This is a genomic window from Haloplanus salinarum (genome assembly GCF_009762275.1).
GTDB lineage: Archaea > Halobacteriota > Halobacteria > Halobacteriales > Haloferacaceae > Haloplanus > Haloplanus salinarum.
In genome coordinates this window covers 1,981,595-1,997,978 of the sequence record NZ_CP034345.1, presented here as the reverse complement: position 1 = coordinate 1,997,978, position 16,384 = coordinate 1,981,595, and the positions used below count along the sequence as shown (strand labels likewise).

The window sequence follows — 16,384 nt, the reverse complement described above, 5'->3', positions numbered from 1 at the left end:
TTCGACACCGGCAGGTCCCGCGACCGACGAACGGTTTTTCCGCCTCCGCACCAATCGGCGGACGGATGCTCTCGACGCGTTCGCCACCGACGACTGCGAGGTGCCGATATCGCTGATGCTGGGGATCGAACTCACCCCCGAACACCCGATCGACCGACTGGTCGAACTCGGCACCGCGGCCGAACGCGCCGGCTACGACACCGTCTTCGTCTCCAGTCACTACAACAACCGGTCGCCCTTCGCCGCCCTCTCGCGGCTCGCGGCCGCGACCGACGAGGTCCGAATCGGCCCCGGCGTCGTCAACCCGCTCGAACGCCACCCGGTCACCCTCGCGGGCGAGGTGGCGACCGTCGCGGAGGCGAGCGACGGCCGCGCCGTCTTCGGGGTCGGCCCCGGAGATCCCTCGACGCTCGCCAACCTCGGCCTCGCCGACGACCGCGGCCTCCGCCCAGTCCTGGAGGCGTTCAAAGTCGCCCAACGCCTCTGGGACGGCGAGCGCGTCACCCACGACGGTACCTTCGAGGCCGAGGACGCGGGGCTCAATTTCGACGTGCCGACCCCCATCCCCACCTACGTCGGCGGCGAGGGACCCCACATGTGCAAGATGGCCGCCAAACACGCCGACGGTCTCCTCTTCAACGGCTCCCATCCCGCGGACCTGCGCTGGGCGCGCGAACAGGTCGACGACGGCCTCGACGACCGCCTCGACGGCCTCGGCGCGTTCGACCTCGCGGCCTACGCCAGCGTCAGCGTCGCCGACGACGCCGCGGCCGCCCGGGAAGCCGCCCGTCCCCCCGTCGCCTTCATCGCCGCCGGCGCCGCCCCGCCCGTCCTCGACCGCCACGGCCTCGACCACGGCCGCGCCGACGACATCGGGGCCGCGCTGAGCGCCGGCGACTTCGAGGCCGCCTTCGACCGCGTCTCCCCCGCCATGATCGACGCCTTCTGCATCGCGGGCACGGTCGACACCGTCGCCGACCGGATGGCCGCCGTGCTGGACCACGCCGACAGCCTCGTCGTCGGATCGCCGCTCGGCCCGGACCTGGACACCGCCATCGACCTCGCGGCGACGGCCCACGACCGCGCGACGTAATGGCTAAACCCGTGGCGGCCGACTTCGCTCGCGTGTCCGACCGCTCGCTCGACGAGTTCGCGCGCGCCGGAAACGACGGGGACGGCGACGCCGCCACCGCCGAGAGCGATCCAGCCGTGCCGACGATGCGGTGGTCGCCCGAGGGCGACGCCTGCGCCGACTGCGGCGCGACCGCTCCGCGCCTGTGGCACGCGGGCGACGACGATGTCTTCGTCTGTGCCGACTGCAAGGAGTGGTAGCCGATCCGTCATCCCCGTCGCGGGTGTCGCTCGAACCCGCGGGCGAGGTGGGCCTCGTCGACGGCGAGGACGGTCGGCCGCCCGTGTGGGCAGGCGAAGGGCTGCTCGCAGGCGCCGAGGCGGTCGACCAGCCCCGCCGCCTCCGCGTCGGTGAGGTCGTCCCCAGCCTTCAGCGACGGGTGACAGGCCAGGTCCGCGAGGAGGGCGTCCCGGCCGTCCGGATCCTCGCCCGCCCGCAGCGCCGCGAGGGCGTCCCGGAGCGATTCGGGGTCGGCGACCCGCCCCACCGGCGCCGGCACGGCCCGCACTCTGACGGTCCCCCCGCCGAAGGGGTCGGCGTCGAAGCCGAGCGTGGCGAGTTCGTCGGCGTACCGCTCGACGGCCGCCGCCGCCTCGGGCGCGAGCGACAGCGTCGCCGGCGGGTCGAGGGACGCCGAGGGGACGTCCGCCGACGCCACCGCCTCGCGCAACCGCTCGTAGTTGATCCGCTCGTGGGCGGCGTGCTGGTCGATCACGAGCAGGTCGTCGCCGGCCGCACAGAGCACGTAACAGCCGCTGAACTGACCGATCACGTCGGCCTCGCCGAGCGCCGATGGCGCCGACTCGACTGGATCGAGCGCCGCCTCCAGGTCCATCGCCACGTCCGCCGACCGCCGCAGGTCGGCCGTCGAGAGCGCGTCGGCGACGGCGTCCTCGACGGCGCCCTCGACGGCGTCGGCCGCCCTGATCGCCACCCGCTCTTTCGTCGGGTGGACGTTCGGATCCACTGCCCGCGCCGGTAGCGACACCGACAGCGCGGCGACCGGGTGGCGGTCGCCCGGCAGGAGCGAGCCGTAGCCCCGTGCTATCGCTCGGCGGAGCCCCGGCATCGCGACCGGCCGCCCGTTGACCGCGACGCGGACGTGATCGGCCGACGCGCGGGTGATCGACGGGTAGGCGAGCAGGCCCCGGATCCCGACCGACGCCTCCCCGTCGCCCATCGGAACGCTCGCCCCGGCGTCGAGGGTCGTACTCTCGCGGGCCACCTCCCGGTCGTAGACCGCCAGCGCGGCGTCCGCGAACGACCCCGACCCCGGGGTGGCGAAGGTCCGCCTGCCGTCGTGCGTGAGGGTGACGGCTACCTCGGGGCGGAGGAGCGCGTACGCGGCGACGCGGTCGCTGATCCGCTCGAACTCCGTCGCCGGCGCGGCCATCGATTCCCGTCGCGCCGGCCGGTTGTGGAACAGGTCGGTCACCTCGACGGTCGTCCCCTGCCCCCGTCCCGTGGCCTCGACGGTCACGTCGCCGTCGGCGGCGCGGACCCGCGTCGCTCGCGGCCCGCCGTCGTTCGTCGTCAGCGTCAGCGTCGCCACGTCGGCGATGCTGGCGAGCGCCTCGCCGCGGAACCCGAGCGTCTCGACCGCCCGTAGGTCGCCGTCCGGGAGTTTGGTCGTCGTGTGACGCTCCACGGCGCGTTCGGCGTCCGCCCGGCGCATCCCCCGGCCGTCGTCGACGACGCGGATCCGCTCGGTGCCGCCCGCCGTCACCTCGACTTCGATCCGCTCGGCGCCGGCGTCGAGGGCGTTCTCCACGAGTTCGACGACGACGCGTGCCGGCCGCGTCACCACCTCGCCGGCGGCGATGCGGTCGACCGTCTCCCGATCCAGTCGCCTCATGGCTCCTCGACCCGGTCTTTCAGGTCCGCCAGCAGGTTCAGCGCCTCGATGGGCGTCGTCGTCGCGAGGTCGGCCTCGCGGAGGGCGGTGACGACGTCGGGGTCGACCGTCGCCGTCCCCGTCCCCGTCCCCGGTTCACTCCCGTCACCGTCCGTGCCGCCGGCGGCGCCCTCGGCCTCGCGGGCCGCCGTTCCGTTCGTGGTGTCCCCCGCCCCGACCGCTCCGGTCAGCGTCATCTGGGTCCCCGTCCCCTCGTCGTCGACGAGCGTCCGCGCCCGCTCGACCACCGGATCGGGAACGCCCGCCATCCGCGCCACCTCGACGCCGTACGACGACGAGGCCGGCCCCTCGGCGACACGGTGGAGGAAGGTCACGTCGCCGCCGGATCGGGGGTCGTCCGGCGCGTCCTCGCGCTCCGCGGCGAAGTGGAGGTTCCGGACGCGTTCGCGCTCGTCGGCCAGCCCCGTCAAGTCGTGGTAGTGAGTGGCAAAGAGCGTCGTCGCCCCCACCTCGTCGTGGACGAACTCGACGGTGGCCCGGGCGATGGCGCGGCCGTCGGCGGTGCTCGTGCCGCGACCCACCTCGTCGAGCAGGATCAGGGACTCGCCCGTCGCCTCGTGGAGGATCTCGGTGAGTTCGGTCATCTCGCGCATGAACGTCGACTGCCCGCCCGCGATGTCGTCGCTCGCGCCGACGCGGGTGAACACGCGGTCGACGGTCGGGAGGCGGGCGTCGTCGGCCGGGACGAAACTCCCCGCCTGTGCCAGCACGACGATCAGCGCCACCTGGCGCATGTACGTCGACTTGCCGCTCATGTTGGGGCCGGTGACGAGCGTCACGCTCCCCGGCGGCAGGGCTGCGTCGTTCGGGACGAAGCGCTCCTGTGCCGCCTCGACGACCGGGTGGCGACCGGCCTGAATCTCGATTTCGCCCCCCGCCTCGCGGACGCTCGGACGGACGTAGTCCCGGTCGACGGCGACCGTCGCCAGCGCCACGAGCGCGTCCAGTTCCGCGAGCGCTTCCGCGAGCGCCTGGATCCGGTCGGTCTCCGCGGCGACCGACGACCGCACCTCGCGGAAGCGCTCGTACTCCAGTGCGTCGGCGCGCTCGGCGGCGCCGATGATCTCCTCCTCCCGCTCTTTCAGCTCCGGCGTGTAGAACCGCTCGGCGTTCTTCAGCGTCTGCCGGCGCCGGTAGTCGTCCGGCACCCGGTCCAGGTTGGGGTTGGTCACCTCGATGTAGTACCCGTGGACCTGGTTGTGCCCGACCGACAGGGAGTCGATGCCCGTCCGCTCTCGCTCCCGGGCTTCGAGGTCGGCCACCCACTCCCGGCCCTCGCGCTCGGTCGCCCGCAACGCGTCGAGTTCGTCGTCGAATCCCTCGCGAACGACGCCGCCCTCGGTCACCTCGACGGGCGGGTCGGAGCGGATCGATCGCTCGATCAGGTCCCGGACGTCGGGCAGCGGGTCGATCCGCTCCCCGAGGGTTCGCAGGCGTGACGCCTCGCACCCGTCGAGCGCGTCGACGACGGTCGGCACGGCGCCGAGCGTCGTCGCGAGCGACCGGAGGTCGCGGGCGTCCGCCCGCTCCCGGGAGATCCGGCCGGCCAGGCGTTCGAGGTCGTACACCTCGCGGAGCGCCTCGCGGACCGTCTCCCGGGTCAGCGCGTCGGCGGCGAGTTCGCCGACCGCGTCGTGGCGCGCCTCGATCCGGTCGCGGTCGATCAGCGGCCGCCGGAGCCAGCCGTCGAGTTTCCGCCGGCCGAGCGCACAGGTCGTCTCGTCGAGGACCGAAAACAGCGTCGCGCCGGCGCCGGCGCCGGCGCCGCGGTTCTCGAACAGTTCGAGGCTCCGGATGGCCGTCGCGTCGAGCGCGAGGGCGTCCCGTGGATCGTACCGCCGAATGCGGGTGACGTACTCCAAAGGCCCGTCGTCGCCCTGCGTCCACTCCGCGTAGGCGAGGGCCGCGCCGCAGGCCCGGCGCTCGGCGGCGGACTCGACCACCGCGGTCGGCGACGCGACGTAGGCTTCGAGGCGCTCGGTCGCCGCGTCGTCGTCGAGTCGGGCCGCCTCGTGGTCGGTCACCATGGGGTCGACCGACAGCGCCTCGCGGTCGACCGTCGCGTCCGGCCCGACGAGCAACTCGGCGGGGGCGAGGCGGTCGAGTTCCGCGATCAGTCCGGGATCGTCCGGGGGGCTGGTGACCCGACACTCGCCGGTCGAGGCGTCGACGGCGGCGACGGCCCGTGTCGCCCCCTCCCGGGTCACCGCGGCGACGTAGTTGGTCGTGCCAGTCCCCAGGAGTTCGTCGTCGAGGACCGTCCCCGGGGTCACCACCTGCGTCACCGCGCGGTCGACGAGCCCCGTCGCCTCCGCGGGCGACTCCACCTGCTCCGCGATGGCGACCCGATACCCCGCGTCGAGCAGTCGCTCGACGTACGCCGCGGCGTCGTCGACGGGGATGCCCGCCATCGGGTAGGTGCCCGTGCTGTCCTCGCGTTGCGTGAGCGTGAGCTCGCAGATCCGCGCCGTCTCCTCGGCGGCCTCGCAGTAGGTCTGATAGAAGTCGCCGTTCTGGAAGAGCAGGAGGGCGTCCTCGTAGTCGGCACAGCACTCGAAGTACTGCCCCAACATCGGCGTCAGGTCCGCCTCGGCGTCGACCATGCCGTCGGGGGGACCGGTCACGGCGTCCGCGTCCATATCCCCAGTCCGGCGGTCGAGGGATAAAAACCGTCAGGGTCGCCGGCGGCTCGGACGGAGTATCGTAACCGTGTACCGGTGGGTCGTCAGGACAGCCCGGCGACCTACCGGTACTGACTTCGGATAAACGGTCTCACAGCTCCGTCACCCACGCCCGGTAGTCGTCGTCGAGGTCGTAGGTGACCTGGAGGGCGCGGTCGAGGAACTGCCCGAGGCGGCTGGCGTCCGAGCGGGCGGTGACCCGGACGTTCGCCCCCTCGGCCTCCTCGGGGCGGTCGATCCGCTCGATGCGGAACTCGGGGAACTCGTCGAGCAGGCCCTTCAGGCGGTCGAGCTCCGCGTCAGTGCAGTCGAGGTTGAACGTCTTCTCGGCGAACTGGATCCAGGGGACCGGCGTCCCTTCGCCGTCGTCGTCCTCGCCGCCGGGGTCCACCCCCGGCACGTCGGCCGGGTCGACCTCGACGGTGAGGAACGGACTGCCGCGGTTCCGGTGGGCGAGGACCGCCTCCGCGAACAGCTTTCGTCGGTCGGCGGCGTCGGCGGCGTCGAACCGTGTCATGCGTCCCCCTTGGCTCTCCCCGACAAAAAGCGGGGCGTTCCCGCCCCCGTATCCGAACGCCTTTTGCCGTCGCGGCCCTCCCTCGGATCGATGAACACGCTGCTGTGGGTGCTCGTCGGCGTTCTCGTCTACTCCCTCGTCGCGAAGGCGCTCCAGATCCGGGGGTATCTCCCCGATTCGGTCCGGCTGCAGGGCCCCATCGCGACGATCCACACCCGCCGCGGTCGTGCCCTCCTCACCCGCCTCGCCCGACCCAAACGCTTCTGGCGGGCCTACAGCAACGTCGGCGTCGGCGTCGCCCTCGTGATCATGGCCGGGATGTTCGTCCTCCTGCTCTTCCAGGCGGTGACCATCCTCCGGAACCCGCCGGCGCCGTCGGCGGTCAACCAGCCACAGAACTTCCTGGTCGTCCCCGGCGTCAACGACTTCCTCCCGCTCGCGGTGGCGCCCGAAATCGTCTTCGGCCTCCTGGTCGGCCTCGTCGTCCACGAGGGGGGGCACGGCCTCCTCTGTCGGGTCGAGGATATCGACATCGACTCGATGGGGCTCGTCCTCCTGGCGATCATCCCGCTCGGGGCGTTCGTCGAACCCGACGAGGAGAGCCAGCGGACGGCCGACCGCGGCGGCCGCACCCGGATGTTCGCGGCCGGCGTGACCAACAACTTCGTGCTGACGGCCGTCGCGTTCGCCCTCCTCTTCGGACCCGTCATCGGCGCCGTCGGCGTCGCCCCGGGCGTCGCCGTCGACGGCGCCTACGAGGGCTCGCCCGCCGCGACGGCGGGCGTCGCGAACGGCGACCGCATCACCGCCGTCGGCGACACCGCCGTCGGGAGCGAGAGCGACCTCGACGCCGCCCTCCTCGCGGCCGAGAACCGCACTGTCGAGGTCGAGGTCGACGGCGACCGCACCGTCCGCGTCGAACGCTCGCTCGTGATCGTCGGGAGCGTCGCGGGCAACCCCGCGAACCTCTCCGTCGAGAGCGGCGAGGACCCCATCCGGGTGACGGCCGTCAACGGCACGCCCGTCGACACCCGCGGCGAGTTCCGCGATGCGACGGCCGACCGGGAGGTCGCCCGCATCGAGACGACCGCCGGCGACGCCGTCGTCCCCGTCGGCGCCTACGTCACCCGCGCCGCGCCGGACGGGCCGCTGGCGAACGCCAGCGCCCCCACCAACGCCAGCATGATCGTCACCGAAATCGACGGAAAGCGGGTCACCTCCTCCGGCGACCTGGCACGCGTCCTCGACGAGTACGAGGCGGGCGACCGGGTGCCCGTCCGCGCCCACGTCGACGGCGAGTTCGAGACCTACGACGTGCGCCTCGGCGAGAACCCGCGCGACGGGCGGGGCTTCCTCGGCGTCGACATCTTCCCCGGGACGAGCGGGCTGCTCGTCACCGACTTCGGCGTCCGGGACTACCCCGCCGGCACCTACCTCGAACTCCTCGGGGGCGACGGCGGCTCGGGCTCGGCCACACCCTTCCCCGGGCTGACCGACTCGCCCCTGAGCCTCGTCTACGTCGCCCTGATCCTTCCCCTCGCCTCCTTCGTCCTCGGGATTCCGAACTTCCCGGGCTTTACCCCCGCCGTGACGAACTTCTACGTCGTCGAGGGGCCGCTCGCCCCGCTCGGTGACGGGGTGTTCATCCTCGCGAACGTCCTCTTCTGGGCCGCGTGGGTCAACCTCCAGCTCGGCCTGTTCAACTGCATTCCCGGCTACCCGCTCGACGGCGGCCGCATCCTGCGGATGGGCACCGAAGCGGTGGTGTCGCGGCTCCCCGTCGGCGACCCCGAACGCCTCGTCCGCACCGTCACCACCGGCATCGGGTTGACGATGCTCGCGTCGCTCCTCCTGATGATCTTCGGGCCGCAGTTGCTGTCCTAGCCCCCGACACTTCGACCTTTCACTGCGCTCGGAGCCTGCGGCTCCTCGCTCACAAAAGCTCGATCAAAAACCTCGGGCCTCCCTTCGGTCAGCTCTCGGCCCGTGAGCGAGCGCCGCTCGCGGTGGGTGAGTCCCTCAGCCTCAGCAACCGTCCCGTCACCGCAGCGCCCCGCCTCCGCCACCACATCACTCCGCAACCGCACCGCGCGGCGCGGACACGCAACTCCCATACCTCCCCGGTCCCAACGGACGCCCATGCGCGAACCACCCCAGACTGACGAAGGCTGGTACGCACTCCACGACTTCCGTCGGATCGACTGGGCGGCGTGGCGCGACGCCCCGCAGCGAGAACAGGACCGGGCCATCGAGGAGGGAATCGACTACTTCGAGCGCCACGAGGCGGTTGCCGACGCCGACGACGGCGTCTCGGCCGTCTTCTCCACCCTCGGCCACAAGGCCGATCTGATGATCGTCCACCTGCGGCCGACGCTCGATGCCCTCTCGACGGCCGAACGGCGGTTCGATCGGACGGCCCTCGGCGCCTTCACCGAGCAGTCAACCTCCTACGTCTCAGTCACCGAGGTAAGCGGCTACGTCTCCGACGACTACTTCGCCGAGGACGAGGAGGAGGTCGACGCCGGCCTCCGTCGGTACATCGAAGGGAAACTCGAACCCGACGTGCCGGACGACACGTACGCGAGTTTCTATCCCATGAGCCGCAAGCGCGGCGAGCAGGACAACTGGTACGACCTGCCCTTCGAGCGCCGCCGCGAGATGATGGAGGAACACGGCGAACACGGCCGTGAGTTCGGCGGTCGGGTGAAACAGATCGTCGCCTCGTCGGTCGGCCTCGACGACTGGGAGTGGGGGGTCACTCTCTTCGCCGACGATCCGACCGACCTGAAGGATATCGTCTACGAGATGCGCTACGACGAGGCCAGCGCCCGCTACAGCGAGTTCGGCCCGTTCTACGTCGGCCGTCGGTTCCCACCCGAGGACCTGCCCGCGTTCCTCGCGGGCGAGGCGGTACCCACCGACGACGCCGGGGAGGGTCACGACGAACACGCTCACGGCGACGCCGATGGGCACGCTCACGGCGACGACGAACACGCCCACGACGGCCACGCTCACGGCGACGACGAACACGCCCACGACGGCCACGCTCACGGCGACGACGAACACGCCCACGACGGCGACGCGGACGAGGACGACATCCGCGGCGAACTCGCCGATCTGGACATCTACGCCGGCAAGCCCCACGGCGAGGACGTGTACGCGACGGTGCTCTACTCCGAGGCCGACGCCGACGAGCTGTTCGAGGAGGTCGACGGCCTCCGGTCGAACTTCGACCACTACGACACGCACGTCAAGACGGCGGTGTACGACGCCCTCGAACGCGACCGGCGGGCGGTCGTGAGCATCTGGGACACCGCGAGCGCGGCCGACACGGCCGCTGGCTTCCTGTCGGAACTGCCGGACGTCGTCAGCCGCGCCGGCGAGGAGTCCGGCTTCGGCACCATGGGCATGTTCTACACGGTCAAGCCGGAACACCGGACGGACTTCGTCGAGAAGTTCGAGACGGTCGGCGACCTGCTGAACGAGATGGCGGGACACGGCGAGACGGATCTGATGATCAACCGCGAGGACGAGAACGACATGTTCATCGCCAGCCAGTGGCGCTCGAAGGACGACGCCATGGACTTCTTCCGCTCCGACGAGTTCGCCGACACCGTCTCCTGGGGGCGTGACGTGCTCGCCGACCGGCCGCGACACGTCTTCCTGGCCTGATCCCGTCGGCTGTCGTCCGCCCGTCGCCCGCCGGTTCCCGCCCGGCGTGCACACCCGAACCCCTTTGGGTACCCCCGACTTATCGGGCCTGCAATGACGAAGCGACACGTCTCGCTGCCCGTGGAGGCCGACGCCGGGGTCGCGGAGTTCATCGACCACGTGGACGAGCGACTCGCCTCCGACGAGGACACGTGCAACGTCGTACAGGACGTGTTGATCGACCTCTTCGGGGACCGCGAGGCGTACGAGCGGTGGAACGATGGCGGCGACGTCTCGCCCGCCGAGCGCGTCCGCCTGCAGGGGTACGATCCCTGTAACGCCACGCTCGAAAGCGAGTACTACGCCGAGAAAGACGAGGATCGGTTCCAGGAGTCGAAGTACCTCCAGTGGCTCTGGCGGCAGTTCGACGCCACGCCGATGGCCGACAACGTGGAGTTCGCCCTCCGCTTTCGGGCGATGCTGGCCGATCACCTCTTCGAGGAGTGTGGCGACGACTGCCGCTTTTTCAAGGGTATCTCCTTCACCTACGGGCACAACATCTCCGTCGGCGACAACGTGGTCGTCCACGACGACGTCCACCTCGACGACCGGGGGCAGTTGACGGTCAGCGACCGCGTCTCCATCTCGGACGGCGTCCACGTCTACAGCCACGACCACGATATCGTCGACCAGACCGAGGTCCGGAACTACCACACGATCATCGAGGACGACGCCCGCGTCACCTACGACGCCATGGTCAGCGCCGGCTCCCGCGTCGGCGAGAACGCCGTCGTCGGCGCCCGCGCGGTGGTCCAGGGCGACGTGCCCGACCACCACATCGCGGTCGGTATGCCGGCAAAGAGCGTCCGCATCAAGCCCGGCTGGGAGGACAGTGCGGACCCGCTCGAAGCCGGCGGCGAGAACCGACAGGAGTCCCGTCGCATCGAGTACGACCTCCCCGACGACCTCGACGTCTTCGACGAGTTCCAGCGGAACCTCGACCCCTCGACGTAGGCTTTTACGGATCGAGCCCTCAGAGCCGGTATGCACCGACGACGCTACCTGGCGGCCCTCGGGGCCGCGGCAGCGGTCGGCGGGTGTGCCGGCCGCCCGCGGTCGGACGGGACGGCCGCGGACACCGCGTCCCCCGACCCCGACCCCGACGGCGGCGGGACCGTCGACGGCGGTGACGACCCCGACGTCGCCGTCGAGACGCTCGCGACGGACCTCGAAGTCCCGTGGGGCGCCGCCTACCGCGACGGCGACCTCTATCTCACCGAGCGCCCCGGTCGGATCGTCCGCCTCGCCGACGGCGTGGAGCCGGTCGTCGCGGACGTCCCGGTGAAGGCCGTCGGCGAGGGCGGCCTACTCGGCCTCGCCTTCCACCCCGACGAGCCGTACGCCTACACCCACCAGACCTACGAACCCACGGGGGGCGGGACGGCCAACCGACTGGTGCGACACGACCTGACCGACGGCTGGGCGTCCGAGCCACTGCTCACGGGGATCCCCGGCGCGCACATCCACGACGGCGGCCGGCTCCTCGTCCACGACGACGCGCTGTACGTGACCTGTGGCGACGCCGCGAGCGAGGATCGGGGCCAGGACCCCGACGTCCTCGCGGGCTCGGTCCTCCGGGTCACGCTCGACGGCGACCCCCACCCCGACAACCCCTCCGGCTCCCCGGTGTTCAGTTACGGCCACCGTAACCCCCAGGGGCTCGTCGTCCGCGACGGCGCGGTGTACAGCACCGAACACGGCCCGCAGGTCGGCGACGAGATCAACGTCCTGACTGCGGGCGAGAACTACGGCTGGCCCGAGGTGACGGGGCCGAGCGACGACGACCGCTTTACCGATCCGGTCACGAGTTACACGCCGACCATCGCGCCGGCCAGCGCGGCGGTCTACGACGGCCCCATCGAGGCCTGGCGGGGCGATTTCTTCTTCGGGACGCTCGTGGCCGAACACCTCCACCGCGTCCGGTTCGACGGGGGCGGCACCGACCCCGGCGTCGCCGCCGAGGAGCGCCTCTTCGAGGGCGAGTTCGGGCGTATCCGGACGGTGTTCACCGGCCCCGAGGGCCACCTCCACGCCGTGACGAGCAACCGCGACGGACGGGGGTCGCCCGCCGCGACCGACGACCGGGTCCTCCGTTTCGTCCCCGCCTGAATGCCCCGGGCCGTCGCCATCAACGTCGGCGCCAACACCACGCTCCCGGGGTTCCGGGGGCCGATCCGCCCCGACCGCCGGTTCGCGTACGTCCCCATCCCGGAGCGGGAGCCGACGGCCGACCCCGTGCCGACGTACGGCGACCTCGCGTTCCCCCTCGACGTGGACGTCTCGGCCGTCGCCGATCGCCGGGTCCACCTCGATCCGGAGTTCGCGGGCCTGTACGGGTCGACCGCGTACACCTACGGCGACGAACACGGCGTGAAGGCCGGCCCGCTCTCCGCGCTCGAACCCGGCGATTCGCTGCTGTTCTACGCGACGCTCTCCCTGCGCGGCGACCCGGACGCGGCGCCGGACCTGCCCCCGGAGTGGGGCGCCTACCTGATCGGCGAGTTTCGCGTCGCCCGCGCGGTGACCGGCGAGACGTATCGGACCCTCGATCCCGCCGAGCGCGAGCGGTTCGCCAGCAACGCCCACTGCAAGCGCGCCGACTTCGACGCGAAGGTGCTCGTCGCCGGCGGCGAGGGCTCCCGCCTGTTCGACCGCGCGGTGCCGCTGAGCGCGTCCGAGGGCGGCGCGACGGCCGGCCCCCTCGTCACCGACCTCTCGGCGGATTCGGGGAAGGGTCCGTGGTGGCGGCGCGTCCTCCGGTACGACGCCGACGCGACCGAGCGCCTGCGGGCCGCCGTCGACGACGCGCAGCCGTATCGTAGCGTTTGAAACTGTTTGCATATCCGATCGCCGGACTGCGTACGATCGGGTGTGCGATGATTTTCAAACTATAGCTACCGCCCGCGCAGGCGGTCGATCCGGTCGCCGAGGGCGACGGTGGCCGACAGCGGGTTGGGGACGCGACGCCGCGTCGGCTCCATCCCGTGGACCGCGGCGTAACAGTCGAGCGCGTCGGCGACGGCGTCGGCCCCGACCCGCGCCGCGGCGTGGTCGTCGGCCGCCCGCACGGCCCGGCGGCAGGCCCAGAACCCGGCGACGAGGGCGAGGACCGCGACGCCGAGGAGGGCCCACCGCGGCCCCCACCCGGCCACCGACGCCACGAGGGGAGCCCCGGCGGCGACGACGCTCGCCACCCGGAGGGGCTGGACCCGGGTCCCTATCTGCCCCGCCTGCACCGCCAGCAGCGCCGCGGCCGTCCCGTCGTCGAACCGATCCAGGAACGTGCTCGTGACGAACAGCCGCCGGTAGCCCGGCGGCCCCCGGACGTGAACCGTCGCCGTCTCCTCGTCGTCGGTGTCGAGCACCAGCGTGTCCCGGACGTCGAGGGCCGCCCGCTCGCGGAGGGTTTCGAGACGGTCGCGGGTCGCCCCCGTCGGCGGCGTGGTCGAACGGACCGCGGCGACGATCCAGGGTGCCCCGCCGAACAGCCCCGCGACGAGGAGGGCGAGCACGCCCGCCAGTCCGAGCGGCGACGCGGTGCCCGTGAGGTGAAGCGGCGCGAGAGCGATGGCGACGACGACGCTCACGCCGCCGACGTAGCGGGCCATCCGGACGAGCGCCCGCCCGGTCGACAGGTCGATGTCCCGGACCGCCCGGACACCCCGGATCGTCGGCGCGTACGCCGCCAGGCCGACGACGCCGGCCCCGAGGAGTCCCGCGAGGTCGGCGAGAACGGCCGCCGCGACGCCCCCGGTGTCGCCGAGGACCGTCGTCGCCACGGCGTCCCCCAGACTCAGCAGCGACAGGAGGCCGTACGCGAGCAGCGCGAACGGGAGCAGGACGCCGACGTAGAGGAGTCGGTACTTGCCGACCGGGTTCGAGAGGCGCCGGGCGACGGCGCTACCGACGGCGCCGACGACGATTCCGAGGACGATCAGGACGGCGAGGATAGCCAGTGGCGGCGCGAGCGAGGGCGTGGACTGGAGGGCGACGGCGAACACGGACGGTGGTGGGTAATGACGACACAAAAATCGTGGCGCCGGGGTTCCGGGGCCGCGACGGGTCGGCGTCGTTCGTGGGTACCGTTCGAGCGGAAAAGTGTCCGGAACGAGGCTTGCGGGCTTTCGGGTATGCGTCAAACCGGAGCGATGATCTTGGTGATGATTCGACAAGCGGTGGCACGAGGGCCGAGAGCCGACCGGGGGAAGGCTCGACGGCTTTCGTCGCCAGAATCCACCGGATTCTGGCTGGACGGCAGAAACCCCCGATCTCTGGCGGTGGTCGAACTTTTAGAAGCGAGCGAAGCGAGCCAGTACAGGGTCGTAGTGCGCCGTCCGGGAGTGCCGTGAGCGGAGCGAACGGCACGTCGGACGGCAAGCGACCGCGAGGGAGTGCGCCGTCCGGGAATTGAACCCGGGCTAGTGGCTTGGGAAGCCACTGTCCTACCACTGGACCAACGGCGCTTGCCTTCGACAACTCTCGGCGCGCTATCACGCCGCGCCTCGCGGGTTGTCCTAAGACCTGACGCTGACTTAAACCCCACGCAACCGTCACCCTCGCGGTCGGGGACCGCTCGGATTGCCGGCTGATCGGCGGCCGTGCCCGTCGCTACGGTGAGGCGGAAGTCACGGCTCCGCACGTCTCACTCCGTGCCGCGATGTCGGGGGCCTCCCCGACGGGGTGAGCGGAGGCCGAGCGTGATCGTTGCTCGCCGTTCTCCCGTCCCGTTCCCCAGTACGATTTCGGCGGCGCAAATCCGTCATCGAGGTCCTGCTTCGTCCCGCTTCCGAGATATTCCCCACCCGTGCCGAGCCAGCCCGTGCCGGGATGTGCGTTCCCGTTCACCCGCCCCGCGGTGTTGTGCAACAACTCGTGGGTCGTCACCGCGACACGGAAGGTCACGGAACCGTTGTACGACGGGTTCCGCGTCGAATCGACGACGGAAACGAACCCCGGCGTGTCTCCGTACCCCGCGACCGACTCGCTGGTGACCGTTCCGACCGCAACGAGGTGATATCGGCAGTGGCCTCCTCCCATCCCCTCGTGGGTGTAGTATTCCTCTCTCACGGACCGGATGTTTCGGTCGGCCGTGATCGGGTTCTCGACGCGTCCTTGGTTCGGCCATCGGTCGACGAAGTGCAGTTCGATCCCCGTCTCGCCGCTGGGGTTCGTGACGGGCATCTCGTCCCACACGCGCCGTAGTTGCGCCTTCTCCTCGCCGGTGAACCGTTCGGCGCCCGGTTCGTAGATCGGTTGGATATAGAGATCCTTGCGGTCGGGATCGGCATCGGGGAGCGGTGTCCCATCCGGTGTCGACCCCCGCCGTTCCCAGGCATTCGGGAGGCGGTCGCCGTCGTTGTCGGTGCCGGACGGCCGCGAACACTGTCCGTCCACGCTCCGCATGCTCACCGGCCCGAGCGTATCTCCTTCCACGGCGGCGTCGAGCGACGAGGACATCCCGGCTTCCTGTAAGTCGCTTGCGGTCCCCGCAGCCCCCGAATCGCTCTCCCACATCGACGTGGTCCCCCCGAGAACGGCCAACGACATCCCGAACGCGACCGCCAGCATGCACACGCCCGCGACGACGCCCACGATCAGCAGTGACGACGACCCGCTTTTCGAGTTCAGTCGGCTCCCCCATTTGAGTGATCGATAGCCGAGTTTCGCAACGAGCCACAGACCGCCGAGGAGCCCCAGGACGACGAACAGGACGACGAAGACGGGTCGGCTCCCCCGTGGGAGGCCTTCGAACGCCGTGACGACCCCGTTCCGTAGCTCCGGGACTGGACCGACCAGACCGAACCGTCGAGCGACGACGTAGCCACCGCTCACGAGAACCAGTAGCAACGAGCCCCCCGACGAATCATATCTCGATTTGGATATGTTCGCCACATAACTGTTGTGTGGCCGCTATCAATGCTGACTCTCGGACCGGTTCGGACGCACAACCACTGGGTTTTCGAACGCGCTACATTTTGACAACGTCACACACGTTTGATATGGGGCCGCCGCCGCGTCGGGTTTCGCCGAACGAACCCTTTTGCCACCGCGTGCCGTAGGTTAGGGTCGCCATGACGGGGTCACAGTCCTACGAGGTGTTCCTGACAGCGGCGGCGAGCGAGGACTTCGGCGACGCGTCGGTCCGGGCGGAGTCGGTCCAGTTCTACGACTCGGGCGTCTGGGTCGACCACGCCGGCGGCCGGGATTTCTTCCCGTACCGCCGGGTCCTCCGGGTCAGCGAGCGGGACGCGTCCACGACGGGCGAGCGCCGGGACGCCGCGGGCGGATCCGCCGGCGCCGTCGACGACACCGAACTCGACGTGGAGTGAGTCGAACTGCCGATCCAGTCGATTCGACCGCGCTGATGCGGACGAACGTCCACCACCTCCACGGCATGGGAGAGTATTTCAAACCGGAAGCCGTACGGA

13 protein-coding genes and 1 tRNA gene are annotated in these 16,384 nt (G+C 71.1%); 8 read left to right on the top strand and 6 right to left on the bottom strand.

Annotated elements, in window-relative coordinates:
* Nucleotides 1–115: 115 nt before the first annotated feature.
* On the top strand, nt 116–1,093 hold the full coding sequence (locus tag EI982_RS11655) for a 5,10-methylenetetrahydromethanopterin reductase (RefSeq protein WP_157691167.1): 978 nt from the start codon (nt 116–118) through the stop codon (nt 1,091–1,093).
* Complete coding sequence (locus EI982_RS11650; RefSeq protein ID WP_157689866.1) at nt 1,093–1,332, top strand: DUF7573 domain-containing protein; 240 nt, start codon at nt 1,093–1,095, stop codon at nt 1,330–1,332. Before EI982_RS11655 ends, EI982_RS11650 begins: the two co-directional genes overlap by 1 nt.
* An 8-nt stretch (nt 1,333–1,340) precedes the next feature.
* Here EI982_RS11650 and mutL read toward each other — a convergent pair whose 3' ends face one another.
* The 3 genes from mutL to EI982_RS11635 form a co-directional block, all read right to left on the bottom strand.
* Entirely contained in the window at nt 1,341–2,987 is a 1,647-nt protein-coding gene (gene mutL / locus EI982_RS11645; RefSeq protein ID WP_157689865.1) for a DNA mismatch repair endonuclease MutL, read from the bottom strand.
* Nucleotides 2,984–5,686 (bottom strand): DNA mismatch repair protein MutS, encoded by a 2,703-nt coding sequence (mutS, locus tag EI982_RS11640; protein ID WP_157689864.1) that lies wholly within the window; start codon nt 5,684–5,686, stop codon nt 2,984–2,986. The genes mutL and mutS overlap by 4 nt, the downstream gene beginning before the upstream one ends.
* A 133-nt stretch (nt 5,687–5,819) precedes the next feature.
* On the bottom strand, nt 5,820–6,245 hold the full coding sequence (locus EI982_RS11635; RefSeq protein WP_157689863.1) for a DUF7975 family protein: 426 nt from the start codon (nt 6,243–6,245) through the stop codon (nt 5,820–5,822).
* Nucleotides 6,246–6,335: 90 nt separating this feature from the next.
* Here EI982_RS11635 and EI982_RS11630 point away from each other — a divergent pair, with 90 nt between their 5' ends.
* The 5 genes from EI982_RS11630 to EI982_RS11610 all read left to right on the top strand — a co-directional run bounded on the left by EI982_RS11630 (nt 6,336) and on the right by EI982_RS11610 (nt 12,785).
* Nucleotides 6,336–8,129, top strand: coding sequence for a site-2 protease family protein (locus EI982_RS11630; RefSeq protein ID WP_157689862.1), 1,794 nt, complete (start codon nt 6,336–6,338; stop codon nt 8,127–8,129).
* Between the two features lie 255 nt (nt 8,130–8,384).
* Nucleotides 8,385–9,917 (top strand): heme-binding protein, encoded by a 1,533-nt coding sequence (locus tag EI982_RS11625; protein ID WP_157689861.1) that lies wholly within the window; start codon nt 8,385–8,387, stop codon nt 9,915–9,917.
* Between the two features lie 93 nt (nt 9,918–10,010).
* Nucleotides 10,011–10,910, top strand: a complete 900-nt coding sequence (locus EI982_RS11620; RefSeq protein WP_157689860.1) for an acyltransferase — start codon at nt 10,011–10,013, stop codon at nt 10,908–10,910.
* 30 nt (nt 10,911–10,940) lie between these two features.
* The gene (locus EI982_RS11615; RefSeq protein ID WP_157689859.1) at nt 10,941–12,065 is read left to right on the top strand and encodes a PQQ-dependent sugar dehydrogenase; all 1,125 of its coding nucleotides are present in this window, start codon (nt 10,941–10,943) and stop codon (nt 12,063–12,065) included.
* On the top strand, nt 12,066–12,785 hold the full coding sequence (locus tag EI982_RS11610) for an Nmad3 family putative nucleotide modification protein (protein ID WP_157689858.1): 720 nt from the start codon (nt 12,066–12,068) through the stop codon (nt 12,783–12,785). It begins immediately after the preceding gene.
* Nucleotides 12,786–12,850: 65 nt separating this feature from the next.
* Here the strand turns inward: EI982_RS11610 and EI982_RS11605 are convergent, their stop codons facing one another.
* The 3 genes from EI982_RS11605 to EI982_RS11595 form a co-directional block, all read right to left on the bottom strand.
* The gene (locus EI982_RS11605) at nt 12,851–13,957 is read right to left on the bottom strand and encodes a peptidase (protein ID WP_199243603.1); all 1,107 of its coding nucleotides are present in this window, start codon (nt 13,955–13,957) and stop codon (nt 12,851–12,853) included.
* Between the two features lie 391 nt (nt 13,958–14,348).
* Nucleotides 14,349–14,419: transfer RNA gene (locus EI982_RS11600), tRNA-Gly, on the bottom strand.
* Nucleotides 14,420–14,564: 145 nt separating this feature from the next.
* The gene (locus tag EI982_RS11595; RefSeq protein ID WP_157689857.1) at nt 14,565–15,803 is read right to left on the bottom strand and encodes a hypothetical protein; all 1,239 of its coding nucleotides are present in this window, start codon (nt 15,801–15,803) and stop codon (nt 14,565–14,567) included.
* A gap of 224 nt (nt 15,804–16,027) precedes the next feature.
* On the opposite strand from EI982_RS11595, the gene EI982_RS11590 reads away from it, so the two are divergent.
* Complete coding sequence (locus EI982_RS11590) at nt 16,028–16,285, top strand: hypothetical protein (protein WP_157689856.1); 258 nt, start codon at nt 16,028–16,030, stop codon at nt 16,283–16,285.
* Nucleotides 16,286–16,384: the final 99 nt, after the last annotated feature.

Coding starts and splice junctions, on each gene's coding strand:
- EI982_RS11655 (WP_157691167.1), top strand. CDS start 116: ATGCTGGGGATCGAACTCACCCCCGAACACCCGATCGACCGACTGGTC.
- EI982_RS11650 (WP_157689866.1), top strand. CDS start 1,093: ATGGCTAAACCCGTGGCGGCCGACTTCGCTCGCGTGTCCGACCGCTCG.
- mutL (WP_157689865.1), bottom strand. CDS start 2,987: ATGAGGCGACTGGATCGGGAGACGGTCGACCGCATCGCCGCCGGCGAG.
- mutS (WP_157689864.1), bottom strand. CDS start 5,686: ATGGACGCGGACGCCGTGACCGGTCCCCCCGACGGCATGGTCGACGCC.
- EI982_RS11635 (WP_157689863.1), bottom strand. CDS start 6,245: ATGACACGGTTCGACGCCGCCGACGCCGCCGACCGACGAAAGCTGTTC.
- EI982_RS11630 (WP_157689862.1), top strand. CDS start 6,336: ATGAACACGCTGCTGTGGGTGCTCGTCGGCGTTCTCGTCTACTCCCTC.
- EI982_RS11625 (WP_157689861.1), top strand. CDS start 8,385: ATGCGCGAACCACCCCAGACTGACGAAGGCTGGTACGCACTCCACGAC.
- EI982_RS11620 (WP_157689860.1), top strand. CDS start 10,011: ATGACGAAGCGACACGTCTCGCTGCCCGTGGAGGCCGACGCCGGGGTC.
- EI982_RS11615 (WP_157689859.1), top strand. CDS start 10,941: ATGCACCGACGACGCTACCTGGCGGCCCTCGGGGCCGCGGCAGCGGTC.
- EI982_RS11610 (WP_157689858.1), top strand. CDS start 12,066: ATGCCCCGGGCCGTCGCCATCAACGTCGGCGCCAACACCACGCTCCCG.
- EI982_RS11590 (WP_157689856.1), top strand. CDS start 16,028: ATGACGGGGTCACAGTCCTACGAGGTGTTCCTGACAGCGGCGGCGAGC.